The 12050-nt window shown below is 69.9% G+C and carries 9 protein-coding genes; 4 read left to right on the top strand and 5 right to left on the bottom strand.

Annotated elements, in window-relative coordinates; translation table 11 throughout:
• Position 1 precedes the first annotated feature (1 nt).
• The 3 genes from ACWD04_RS11010 to ACWD04_RS11000 all read right to left on the bottom strand — a co-directional run bounded on the left by ACWD04_RS11010 (position 2) and on the right by ACWD04_RS11000 (position 3565).
• Positions 2–1465 (bottom strand): amino acid permease, encoded by a 1464-nt coding sequence (locus tag ACWD04_RS11010; RefSeq protein ID WP_451130389.1) that lies wholly within the window; start codon positions 1463–1465, stop codon positions 2–4.
• A 286-nt stretch (positions 1466–1751) separates the two neighbouring features.
• Positions 1752–2657, bottom strand: a complete 906-nt coding sequence (locus tag ACWD04_RS11005; protein ID WP_451130387.1) for an NAD-dependent protein deacetylase — start codon at positions 2655–2657, stop codon at positions 1752–1754.
• 146 nt (positions 2658–2803) lie between these two features.
• Positions 2804–3565, bottom strand: coding sequence for a hypothetical protein (locus ACWD04_RS11000; protein WP_451130385.1), 762 nt, complete (start codon positions 3563–3565; stop codon positions 2804–2806).
• Between the two features lie 199 nt (positions 3566–3764).
• On the opposite strand from ACWD04_RS11000, the gene ACWD04_RS10995 reads away from it, so the two are divergent.
• The 3 genes from ACWD04_RS10995 to ACWD04_RS10985 all read left to right on the top strand — a co-directional run bounded on the left by ACWD04_RS10995 (position 3765) and on the right by ACWD04_RS10985 (position 8340).
• The gene (locus ACWD04_RS10995) at positions 3765–4124 is read left to right on the top strand and encodes a hypothetical protein (protein WP_451130383.1); all 360 of its coding nucleotides are present in this window, start codon (positions 3765–3767) and stop codon (positions 4122–4124) included.
• A 177-nt stretch (positions 4125–4301) separates the two neighbouring features.
• Positions 4302–5807, top strand: a complete 1506-nt coding sequence (locus ACWD04_RS10990) for an amidase (protein WP_451130381.1) — start codon at positions 4302–4304, stop codon at positions 5805–5807.
• Positions 5808–6117: 310 nt separating this feature from the next.
• Entirely contained in the window at positions 6118–8340 is a 2223-nt protein-coding gene (locus ACWD04_RS10985) for an NADP-dependent isocitrate dehydrogenase (protein ID WP_451130379.1), read from the top strand.
• A 117-nt stretch (positions 8341–8457) separates the two neighbouring features.
• Here ACWD04_RS10985 and ACWD04_RS10980 read toward each other — a convergent pair whose 3' ends face one another.
• A complete protein-coding gene (locus tag ACWD04_RS10980) occupies positions 8458–9642 on the bottom strand; it encodes a spore photoproduct lyase family protein (protein ID WP_451130377.1) in 1185 nt (394 codons plus the stop codon).
• Positions 9643–9680: 38 nt separating this feature from the next.
• Positions 9681–10745 (bottom strand): lipoate--protein ligase family protein, encoded by a 1065-nt coding sequence (locus ACWD04_RS10975; RefSeq protein WP_451130375.1) that lies wholly within the window; start codon positions 10743–10745, stop codon positions 9681–9683.
• A gap of 847 nt (positions 10746–11592) precedes the next feature.
• On the opposite strand from ACWD04_RS10975, the gene ACWD04_RS10970 reads away from it, so the two are divergent.
• The gene (locus tag ACWD04_RS10970; RefSeq protein WP_451130373.1) at positions 11593–11811 is read left to right on the top strand and encodes an MbtH family protein; all 219 of its coding nucleotides are present in this window, start codon (positions 11593–11595) and stop codon (positions 11809–11811) included.
• Positions 11812–12050 lie beyond the last annotated feature (239 nt).

The raw sequence follows: 12050 nt of genomic DNA, 5'->3' as shown, positions 1-12050 counted from the left end.
CTCAGACGCCCTGCCCGGCCGCCCGCGCCATCTCCTTCACCCGGCCGCGGACCAGGAACCAGCCGCCGACCAGTGCCGCCGCGATCAGCGGCAGGCACGTCACGGTCGTCCGGCCGACGCCGCCGCCCCACCACATCAGGAAGGCAACCCCGAGGAGGAACAGCAGGGTGACGATCTGGGTGTACGGGGCCCAGGGCAGGCGGTAGGCGGGCCTCGTGACCCGGCCGTCCTGCGAGCGGTGCCAGAACACCAGGGAGCAGAGCATGATCATGCCCCAGGTCCCGAGGATCCCGATGGACGCGAAGTTCAGCACGATTTCGAACGCCTGGCCGGGAACTACGTAGTTCAGCCCGACTCCCAGCACCCCGAAGCCCGCGGTCAGCAGAATGCCGCCGTAGGGAACCTGCCCCTTGTTCATCAGGCCGGTGAAGCGGGGTGCGGAACCTGACAGCGACATGGAGCGCAGGATGCGGCCGGTGGAGTAGAGACCGGAGTTCAGACTGGACAAGGCGGCAGTCAGCACGACCAGATTCATCACGCCGGCCGCACCCGGTACGCCGAGTTTGTCCATGACGGTGACGAACGGGCTCTGGCCCCCGGAGTAGGCGGTGTAGGGCAGCAGGAGCGCGAGCAGCACGACAGAGCCGACGTAGAACAGTCCGACCCGCCACATGATCGAGTTGATCGCACGAGGCATGATCTTCTCGGGGTTCTCGGTCTCGCCGGCGGCGACGCCGACCAGCTCTACGGACGCGTAGGCGAAGACGACGCCCTGGATCACGAGCAGCATCGGAAGTGTGCCGACGGGGAAGACACCGGTGTCCGAGACGGTGGACAGACCTGGGGTGTGGCCGTCCACCGGATGCTGGGTGACGACGAGGAAGATGCCGATCAGCATGAAGGCGACAAGGGCCGCCACCTTGATGATCGCGAACCAGAACTCCATCTCGCCGAAGTACTTCACCGAGATCAGGTTGGCCGTGAGCACCACTGCGAGGGCGATCAACGCGAGGATCCACTGCGGGATGTCGCTGAACATGCCCCAGAAGTGGGCGTAGGTCGCCGCCGCGGTGATGTCCGCGATCGCAGTGGTCGACCAGTTGAGGAAGTACAGCCAGCCGGCCGCGAAGGCGCCCTTCTCGCCCATGAACTCACGGGCGTAGGAGACGAAGGCGCCGGACGACGGGCGGTAGAGGATCAGTTCACCCAGCGCGCGCACGACGAAGAACGCGAACACACCGCAGACGGCGTAGGCGATGGCGAGCGAGGGCCCGGCGTCGGCGAGACGTCCGCCCGCACCCAGGAAGAGCCCGGTGCCGATCGCGCCGCCGATGGCGATCATGTTGATGTGGCGGGACTTGAGGTCCTTGCTGTAACCGGCGTCGCCGGCGTCCACATGGGGGGAGCTCGTCGCCGGTGTGCCGGCGGCGAGCTGATCGGCTGCTGTGATGCTGCCGTCACTCATGGAGGGGGTTCGCCTTTGTGAGGGGAAGATGGTCGGTCCCGGCCGGGGCCCGTGGGGGAGTGACCCGGCGATGGCCTGAGGTGCATGATCAGGAGCCCTGTGATTCTGGCAGTGCTTTGTACCTGACGAAAACAAATCTGAGGTATTCCAGAGGTTTTGGCTCGGTAAAGCAAGCGAGCCCGCTCTCACGGAGGAGTGAGGCGGGCACGGTCTCGCGGCAGCCCCTCACCGCACCCGGCTGCTCCGCCGACGAACGCCGGTGACGCCCCCCACCACCGTCACCAGCTCACGCGGGCCCTGCCGCCTCTGTATCGGCGGGGATGCCCAGCAGGCCGGTCACCGTGGTGAGGGCCGTTCCCAGCGGGAGCGAGACGCGGGTGACGGCGTGCTGGTCACCCCGGGTCGGGTCCCGGTTGACGATCAGTACCGGCTTTCCGTCCTGGGCCGCCTGGCGGACGAACCGGAGCCCCGACATCACCGTCAGCGAGGAGCCCAGGACCAGCAGCGAGGACGCCTCACGGACCAGTTCGCGGCAGAGCTCGACCCGCCGCGGGGGCACGGCTTCGCCGAAGAACACCACGTCCGGTTTGAGGATGCCGCCGCAGACCGTGCAGGACACCACGCGGAAGTCCCCGACCTGTTCGTCCGTGAGGTCGGCGTCACCGTCCGGGTTGATCGCGGCGGCCACCGGCCCGAAGCCCGCATTGGCCTCCTCCAGCCGCCGGGCGAGTTCGCGACGCGGGCTGAAAGCACCGCAGGACAGGCAGACCACCCGTTCCAGGCTTCCGTGCAGTTCCACGACACCCTCGCTGCCGGCGGCCTGGTGCAGGCCGTCGACGTTCTGGGTGATCACACCCGAGAGCAGGCCGCGCCGCCCGAACGCGGCCACGGCCCGGTGCCCGGCGTTGGGGCGGGCGCGGCCGAAGGTGCGCCAGCCGAGATGGCTGCGCGCCCAGTACCGGCGCCGGGCCTGGGCGCCGGCGGTGAAGTCCTGATAGGTCATCGGGGTGTGCCGGCTCAGGCTCCCGCCCTCGCCCCGGTAGTCGGGAATGCCCGACTCCGTGGAGATGCCTGCCCCGCTGAGTACCAGCACACCGCCGGCGCGCAGCGCACCGGCGACCGGCTCCGGATCCGTGGTGCCCGGCGGCAGGTTCTCGGCAGGGGTCCAGCTCAGAGTCGGGCGCATGCGCATGGCCCCCAGCGTACGGAACTGGCTGCCACCACCCGTCTCCGTCGTCTCGCGCACACCTCGTACGTCTGCTGGCCGGCGGCTGACGACGACCCGTGACGGCTGAGCGGCAGGGCTGGTGCTGTCGCACCCCGTGCCGAGCCCGGAGGTCAGGACTGCGCCGGGGCCCGGCCGAGCAGGGCGCTGACGTCGACCGTGTCTTCCGCGGACGGTGTGGCCGTGGGTACCGGATCGTCGAAGCCGGAGAAGTCCACGGACGCGTCCGCCCCGTCGCCCCGCACGGTGATCCGCACCGGGTGGTGCGCGCCTTCGGTGTCCACGTAGGCCGTCAGCCGCTGTCCGTGGAGGGTCCTGGTGACCGGGACGGTCCGTACGCCGTCGACCGTCGTCACCTTCCCCTTGGAGAACGCCCCGGCGGCCGTGTCGGCGTTGTCCGAGACCAGTTCGCGGAAAGTGTCCAGATCGCACGCCTCCACGACGGGCCGCAGCCTGGAGTCCTCGGCCGACCCCTTCATGTACCGCCCGGCGAGGACGGCGTCGAAGGCCGAGCCGCCGACCGGGACCTGGTCCTTCCAGAAGGTTGCGTCCGGCTTCAGCCAGACCGAGTCGCCCCGCTTGACGATCTCGACCGAACCCTTGTCCTCGCCCAGGTCGACGCCGCCCACACAATTGCCGTCCCGGTCCAGGCTGAGGTCGACCGTCATCGGAGAGCGGTTCTCCCCGAGGTCGCCCCGCGCCCGCAGATGCAGGGACCGGGCGTCCAGCAGGGCGTCACGGGAGCGGTCTGCGATCTGCTCGGCGGGGAGCGATTCGATGTCGTCGTCCGCCTGCGCCGCAGTGCCGCCGGTGGCAGCGAGTACGAGCACTGCCGCGCACGCGGCAGCGCGTGTGGCGATGCGCTGTTCTGTCACCGCGCCTCCTCGGGAACATCCCTGGTCAGGGCCTTCACAAGCTGGACTCACCCCTCTTGGCGAGCGTACGCCCGCGCACGGTCCCCTGCGCGACGGGCCCGGTGTACGGAGGGTGAGGTTCGGCGCTGTTTTCGGCTACGGAACGTGGGGGAGAGCTGCCCTGGAGATCACCGGAACTCGACCGGAATCAAGGGGAGAAATGAAGAACACGCTCAAGGGGAACGCCGCCCGCGCGCTGGTACGAGGCGCTGCCGTCACGGGTCTCACCATGGCACTCGCCGTGCCGGCCACCGCCGCGGCCGCCGTCGCACAGGCCGCCGCCGTTCCGCCGGGGCTGTCCTGCGACACCGGTAAGCACGCGATCGACGACTACACCGGATTCGCGCTCTGCAGGAACAACGGCTCGGCCACGCAGACCTTCTGGGTGCACCTGGTCTGCGGCTGGTCCCCCGATGTGGACGGTGAGCACGTCACGCTGAGGCCGGGCGAGTCCGGGCAGTCGACCGCCCACTGTGCCGGCCTCGGCTCGGGCATCGGCGAGATCCACGTGCGGCCGTAGCGACCCGCCGTGGGAACCCCGTCTCGCTTCTTCGGGGAGGGGAGACGGGCTCCGATTCGCGTGCGGCGTGCTTGAGTGGGCTCTCCGGCCTCGTTACTCTCCAGTAGACCCGCCCGGTCGGACCCTGGGCGGACCCCCGAGGGCCGGTGCTCCGGCGGACGTGAGGAGGCGGTGGCGATGTCCTCAGCAGACCCCACGGAGCGGACCGGGCCCCTCGGCCCGGCGGAGCCGCCCGTACAGCCCGGACTCCTGGACTGCGTCCGGGAACTGGCCGAGGGCCGGACGACCTCGTCCGCCCTGGTCGCCGCGGCGCTCGCGCGCATCGAGGCGAGCCGGCCCACCCTCAACGCGTTCCGTCAGCTGCGGGCGGAAGCCGCGCTCGCCGAGGCCTCCGAGGCCGACCGGCGGCTCGGGGCGGGGGAGCGGCTTCCGCTGCTCGGGGTGCCGATCGCAGTCAAGGATGACACCGACGTCGCCGGTCTCCCCACGTACTTCGGGTGCGACGGCGTACTGCCGCCCGCCACCGCCGACAGCGAGGCCGTCCGCAGGCTCCGGGCCGCCGGGGCCGTCGTCGTAGGCAAGACCAATTCCTGCGAGCTGGGGCAGTGGGCCTTCACCGAAGGGCCTGCCTTCGGCGTCACCCGCAACCCCTGGAGCACCGCGCACACGCCCGGCGGTTCGTCCGGCGGCTCCGCGGCGGCCGTCGCCGCCGGGCTCGTCCCCGCCGCCCTGGGTTCCGACGGCGCGGGGTCCATCCGTATCCCCGCCGCCTGGACCCACCTCGTCGGCATCAAGCCGCAGCGCGGCCGGATCTCCGTCCACCCGCGCATCGACGCCTTCCAGGGCCTCACGGTCAACGGCCCCCTCGCCCGTACCGTCGCGGACGCCGCCCTGCTCCTGGATGCCGCGGCGGGACCGCACCCCCATGACCCGCACCGCCCGCCCGCCGTCGACGCGTCCGCCGCGGCCCGCCGCGACCCGGGCCGGCTGCGCATCGGCCTGTCCCTGCGGCCCCCGCTCACCCTCACCCGCAACGCGCCCCACCCGGAGGTCCTGCGAGCCGTCACCGCGCTCGCCGAAGTTCTCGCCCGGCTGGGCCACCATGTCGAGGAGGCCCGCCCCCGCTACGGCCTGATCGGCCTCTCCTTCGTCCCCCGTGCCACCGCCGGCATCGCCGAGCTCGCCGCGCTGCACCCCGAGCCCGGGCTCCTGGACCCGCGCACCCGCAGTGCCCTGCGCACCGGGACCCGTCTCGGCGGCCGTATCGTGCGGGCCGCCCGCGCGCGCGAGGTGCGCCAGCACGCCAGGATCGGGACCTTCTTCGACACGGCCCGCGGCGGATCCGGACACGGATACGACGTGCTGCTCACCCCGACCACGGCCGCCCCGCCGCCGAGGGTCGGGGCCTTCGACCACCTCAACGCCTGGCGCACCGATCTCGCGATGACCTCGGCCTGCCCCTACGCCTGGCCCTGGAACGTCCTCGGCTGGCCCGGGATCAGCGTCCCGGCGGGCTTCACGCACGACGGCCTCCCCATCGGTGCCCAGCTCCTCGGCCCCTCCCGCAGCGAGGCCCGGCTCATCTCGCTCGCCGCCCAGCTGGAGGCCGACCGTCGTTGGTACGAACACCGGCCGCCGGCCCCGGGGGCGCCGCCGCTCAGCGGGACGGCTGTCGGGCCCTGACCAGCCAGAAATCCACCGCGTCACCGGGAGCGAGGTGACATCGCCGTCCACATGGTGGTCAGTCCTTCCACGGCCGGAACCCACATCAGCCGGGCCATGACCGAGCCGGGCGCCCGTGCCGGGCCCAGCCGGCGGTCTTCGCGTACGAGTCGGGGCCGGTCGAAGCCGCGCAGGCGGTCCCGCCCTCCGCGCCCGGCCGGACAGGAGTGACCGGTTCCGCCGGAAAAGGGCGCGGGCCACTGTGGAGAGGGGCCGGTCAACGAGATATCTTGATGTCAAGCAATGTTGCAGACGTGGAGCGGAGCACCCGGTGACTGACTCGACCATCATCTATACGCACACCGACGAGGCCCCTGCCCTGGCGACGTACTCGTTCCTGCCCGTCATCGAGGCTTACGCCTCGACCGCGGGTGTCACGGTGGAGCGCCGTGACATCTCCCTGGCGGGGCGGATCATCGCCGGCTTCCCGGAGCGTCTCAAGGCCGATCAGCGTATCGATGACGCGCTCGCGGAGCTCGGTGAGCTGGCCAGGACTCCCGGCGCGAACATCATCAAACTGCCCAACATCTCCGCCTCGATCCCGCAGCTGAAGGCCGCGATCGCAGAGCTCCAGGAGCAGGGCTACGCGCTTCCGGACTACCCGGACGACCCGCAGACCGACGAGGACAAGGACGTCCGCGCGCGGTACGACAAGGTCAAGGGCAGTGCGGTGAACCCCGTCCTGCGTGAGGGCAACTCCGACCGCCGCGCCCCCGCGTCGGTCAAGAACTACGCCAAGGCGCACCCGCACCGCATGGGTGCCTGGACCGCCGACTCCAAGACGAACGTCGCCACCATGGGCGTCGACGACTTCCGCTCGACGGAGAAGTCCGTCGTCATCTCCGAGGCCGGCTCGCTGCGTATCGAGCTCGCGGGCGACGACGGCACGACCACCGTGCTGCGCGAGTCCGTTCCGGTCCTGGCGGGTGAGGTCGTGGACGCGGCCGTCATGCGCGTCGCCGCGCTGCGTGAGTTCTTCACCGCCCAGGTCGCGCGCGCCAAGGCCGAGAACGTGCTGTTCTCCGTGCACCTGAAGGCCACGATGATGAAGGTCTCCGACCCGATCATCTTCGGCCACGTGGTCCGCGCCTTCTTCCCGAACACCTTCGCCAAGTACGGGGATGTGCTCGCGGCGGCCGGCCTGACCCCGAACGACGGTCTCGGCGGCATCCTCAAGGGTCTCGACTCCGTGCCGCACATCGGCGCCGAGGTCAAGGCGTCCTTCGAGGCCGAGCTCGCCGAGGGCCCCGCCCTGGCGATGGTCGACTCCGACAAGGGGATCACCAACCTGCACGTGCCGAGCGACGTCATCGTCGACGCGTCCATGCCGGCCATGATCCGTACGTCCGGCCACATGTGGGGCCCGGACGGCAACGAGGCCGACACCCTGGCGGTCCTGCCCGACAGCAGCTACGCGGGTGTCTACCAGGTCGTCCTCGACGACTGCCGCGCCAACGGCGCCTTCGACCCGTCGACCATGGGCTCCGTACCCAACGTCGGTCTGATGGCGCAGAAGGCCGAGGAGTACGGCAGCCACGACAAGACCTTCGAGATCCCCGCCACCGGCACCGTGCGGGTCGTCGACGGCAAGGGCGACGTGGTCCTGGAGCAGGCCGTCGGCGCCGGTGACATCTTCCGGATGTGCCAGACCAAGGACCTGCCGATCCAGGACTGGGTCAAGCTCGCCGTCACCCGCGCCCGCGCGACCGGTAACCCGGCCGTGTTCTGGCTCGACGAGGGCCGCGCGCACGACGCCAACCTCATCGCCAAGGTCAACACCTACCTGGCCGACCACGACACCGACGGCCTGGACCTCTCCATCCGGACGCCGGAGGAGGCCACGGCCTTCTCCCTGGAGCGCATCCGCCGCGGCGAGGACACCATCTCGGTCACCGGCAACGTGCTGCGTGACTACCTCACCGACCTGTTCCCCATCCTCGAGCTGGGCACCAGCGCGAAGATGCTCTCCGTCGTCCCGCTCATGAACGGCGGCGGACTGTTCGAGACGGGTGCCGGCGGCTCCGCGCCGAAGCATGTCCAGCAGCTGGTCAAGGAGGACTACCTGCGCTGGGACAGCCTGGGTGAGTTCCTCGCCCTCGCGGTCAGCTTCGAGCACCTGGCCACCACCACGGACAACGCGCGCGCCAAGGTGCTCGCCGACACCCTGGACCGGGCCACGGGCACCTTCCTCAACGAGGACAAGTCCCCGAGCCGCAAGCTCGGCGGTATCGACAACCGAGGCAGCCACTTCTACCTGGCGCTCTACTGGGCCCAGGAGCTGGCGGAGCAGACCGACGACGCCGCGCTCGCCGAGGCGTTCGGGCCGCTCGCCAAGACGCTGTCCGAGCAGGAGCAGACCATCATCGACGAGCTGGTCGCCGTCCAGGGCAAGCCGGCCGACATCGGTGGCTACTACCAGCCCGACCCGGCGAAGGCGGAGGCCGTCATGCGCCCGTCGGCCACCTTCAACAAGGCCATCGCGACCCTGGGCTGATCCGGGCCGCGTAGCACGTCGAACGGCCGCCCCGGCAGGCATGTGCCTGCCGGGGCGGCCGTTCCCGTTCCGTCGTTCCGATGGGTGGCGCGCACCACCCGGCCCGGCGGGACGGTGTCAGAACGCGTAGCGGATCGGCAGCCACGGCGTGTGCGTGCGCACCAGGCGGCGTACGGTCTCGACCGCCTCCGCCTTGACGGCGTTGCGGTAGCGCACGTTCCAGCTGCCGTTCTCCGAGCGTTTGGCCTGCTGAAGCCCCGGACGCCAGATGGCGTCCTCGGCACGCGGGTGCCAGTTCATGTTGACGTCGTGCAGGTCCCGGTTGTGCGTCAGCATGATCACCTCGGCCGCCGCCTGATCCTTGACCGTGCGGGGCAGTACGTCGTCCATCTGCTCGAGCAGCTGAGCCCAGGCCTCTTCCCAGCCGGGCCTGATGACGACGGGGGAGAGGTTGAAATGAACCTCGTAACCGGCCTCGACGAAGTCCGCCGCCGCGTCGATGCGCTGCTCGACCGGGCTGGTGCGGATGTCCAGCAGGCGTGAGTCGTCCGGCGGCATCAGGGAGAAGCGCACGCGGGTGCGGCCGCGGGGTTCGAGCTGCAGAAGGTCGGGGTTCACGAATTTCGTCGCGAAGGAGGCCTTGGCGGTCGGCCAGCGGGTGAAGGCGTGCACCAGATCAGCGGTGTTCTCGCTGATCAACGCGTCGACCGAGCAGTCGTTGTTCTCTCCGATGTCGTAGACCCAGGCGCTCGGGTCGCACTGGTTCGGCTCCTTCTTCGGGCCCTGGGCGGTCACGTGGCGCCTCAGCCGGCCGACGAGGGCGTCGATGTTCGTGAAGACGGTGATCGGGTTGGCGTAGCCCTTGCGCCGTGGCACATAGCAGTAGGCGCACGCCATGGCGCATCCGTTCGCGGCGCCCGGGGCGATCCAGTCCGCCGACCGGCCGTTGGGCCGCACGGTCAGGGACTTCTTCTCCCCGAGCACCAGGACCGTGCTCTTGACCCGTACCCAGCGTTCCGCGTTCCCCTTGTTGCCGTGGAGTTCCGGGATGCGCCAGTGGGAGTCCGTGGGGATGAGCTCGGCGTCCGGGTATCTCGCGAGGATCTGCCTGCCACGCGGTGAGGCGGCGGCGCCGGGCTCGGCGTGGATCTCGCGTACCGCCAGCATCCTCCGGGCGTCGTCCGAGTCGCGGAAGAGCGGCCCGGCCGGCCGGGGGACCTCCGGTCCGCTGCGGATGTCCTCGATGCCGAACAGACCGTCCTGGCCTTCGCCCGGCTCGCGGGCGACGTGGGGGGAGTCCATGGCTGCTCCATGATCGATGGCTGTACGGGGCAGGGCGCTCACGGCACCCGTGCGGTCCACTCCTCGGTGGCGAACTTGATCTGCACCAGCTCCTCCGCCCGGGCCAGCTCTTCCGCTGTGACCTCGCCGCTGGTCAGCCCGTAGCGGTCACGGAAGGAGGCGATCATGTTCTCGATCACCTGCTCCCGGGCGAGGCCGGTCTGGCGGCGGAGTGGGTCGACGCGCTTCTTGGCGCTCCTGGTGCCCTTGTCGGACATCTTCTCCTTGCCGATACGCAAGACCTCGAGCATCTTGTCGGCGTCGATGTCGTACGACATGGTCACGTGGTGCAGGACGGCTCCAGGACCACCGCCGGGGCCGACCACGCGCTTCTGGGCGGCACCGGCGATCTTGCCGGCGTCGGTGGCGATGTCGTTGAGAGGCTGGTACCAGGCCTTGATCCGCATGTCGCCGAGTGCGCCCAGGACCCAGTCGTCGAGGTAGGCGTAACTGTCGGCGAAGGAGAGGCCCGACACCAGCGGCTCCGGCACGGACAGGGAGTAGGTAATGGTGCTCATGGGCTCTACGAACATGGCCCCGCCACCGGAAATACGGCGTACCACGGTCATCCCGTGCTTCGCCGCCCCTCCGGGGTCCACCTCGTTCCGCAGCGACTGGAAGCTGCCGATGACCACAGCAGGCGAAGCCCATTCCCAGACCCGCAAGGTGGGTGCCCGTCGCCCGGCGGCCACCTCGGCGGTGAGGACTTCGTCCAGCGCCATGTGCAGGGCCGGGGCCTGCGGCCCCATGTGCACCAGCTGCCAGTCGTAGTCGCTCCACTCGGTCGCGTGGCCCACGGCTCGCCGAACGGCGATGCCGACGCCCTCCGCGGTCAGTCCGAGCATGACGGTCGGCTCCGGGAGTGCCGCCGTGATCCGGGCGGCCAGGTCTGCGGCATCCGCCGAAGCAGGGGCGCCCTCCAGGGCTCTGTCGATCGAGAGGATCGCCTCGTCGGGCTCCAGGAAGAAGTCCCCGGCGACGCGCACGTTGCGCAGGACGCCTTCCTCGACGTCCAGATCTACGACGACAAGCTTGCCGCCGGGCACCTTGTACTCGCCATGCACGGCTTCGTTCCCTTCCAGTACGCGGCGCGGATCCTGAGCCTGTTGCTCCAACACCGGGATAGACGCGTACATACTTCGCATCGCACTCTAGTGCTCGCCCGTGAGGAGCGGCTACGCAGTCCCGATGCCGCTGGGAGCGGCATCGGGCGTGCGACCCTCACGCCTGCCATGCACCTGCGGGCCGGACGGAACCCGGCGTACCGCCCGACTCGTGCCTCCACCGGCGGCTTGCCCCGGATGGCCGGCCTCTGATCTGCACGGGGACCTGACCGCTGCGGGCGATGTGGCGAGAGCGGCGCTTCGCGGTGCGGGAAGGGGCGGGGAGTGTGCCAATGCCTCGGTTCGGAAGAGGTGGTTACGGATCAGAGGCGGGCCCGCGAAGATGCGGCACGGTCCGGCACCTCCCCTCCGGTGGGTTGTCCGGCTCGCCGGTCGGGTGGGGGCGCGCTCCGGCGTATGGGGGCGCGGCGTGATATTCGGATGTAACTGGAGTGCGCGGGCGCACGCCGGAGGCTATCCGAAAGTGCGTGGTGCATATCAAGTTCTACCCGCACTTTAAGGACATCTGGTGGCTGAATATTTCTGCGGAGATCCCGTTGGCATACACCCCGGGTGCTTGTGCTTCCCGGCGGCTGATCGGGGACTTGTGGGTAACCTGGCGAATACACGCCGTTCCCCGCCTCGAGTCCTCTAATGTGATTGGCGCGAACGGGTGGAGTCGGGTTGGCCCTGGATTGATCAGAAGGGCTGGGGGCTCGACGGTGTGCCGCGGAAGCGACCGGCACGGTATGACCGGGCACAATTCATGAACATGTCGTAGACGTGTGCTAACAGGTGGGGGACGGCCGTGACCAATCCTTTCGATGACGAGTCGGGACGGTTCGTGGCACTGGTGAACGACGAGGGCCAGTACTCGCTGTGGCCCGCGCACATCGATGTTCCGGGCGGCTGGCGCGTCGACGGGACCGGAGGGTCGCGTCAGGAATGTCTGGACGTCATCGAAGGCGCCTGGACCGATATGCGCCCCGCCAGTCTGGTGCGGGTGATGGAGGCCGACGCCGGATAGGCCGACGGCCGGCCGCCGAGGTGCTTCCCCAGGTCAAGGGGAGTGCAGGCGCACTCCGGCTGATCGATTTCGCTTTTGAGCGAAATCGATCAGGTGTGACCGCGTAGTTGTCGCAGTTCGCTCGCGCGTGCTCATGTCTCCTTCGCGCGGCGTTCATATATGACCAATGACTACCTCGTGCCCGCCGCCCTCGACGCGCGGGTCGACGAGCCTGCTGTCGGGCGGCCATGGCCGGTACA

This window comes from Streptomyces sp. NPDC002911 (assembly GCF_053591835.1).
Note: the sequence above shows the minus strand (reverse complement) of the source record. Positions and strands in the feature narration are given on the sequence as shown.

What these genes read in the sequence shown, in the direction of transcription:
- ACWD04_RS10990 (WP_451130381.1), top strand. Translation starts at nt 4,302, where the DNA reads ATGTCCTCAGCAGACCCCACGGAGCGGACCGGGCCCCTCGGCCCGGCG.
- ACWD04_RS10980 (WP_451130377.1), bottom strand. Translation starts at nt 9,642, where the DNA reads ATGGACTCCCCCCACGTCGCCCGCGAGCCGGGCGAAGGCCAGGACGGT.
- ACWD04_RS10995 (WP_451130383.1), top strand. Translation starts at nt 3,765, where the DNA reads ATGAAGAACACGCTCAAGGGGAACGCCGCCCGCGCGCTGGTACGAGGC.
- ACWD04_RS11010 (WP_451130389.1), bottom strand. Translation starts at nt 1,465, where the DNA reads ATGAGTGACGGCAGCATCACAGCAGCCGATCAGCTCGCCGCCGGCACA.
- ACWD04_RS11005 (WP_451130387.1), bottom strand. Translation starts at nt 2,657, where the DNA reads ATGCGCATGCGCCCGACTCTGAGCTGGACCCCTGCCGAGAACCTGCCG.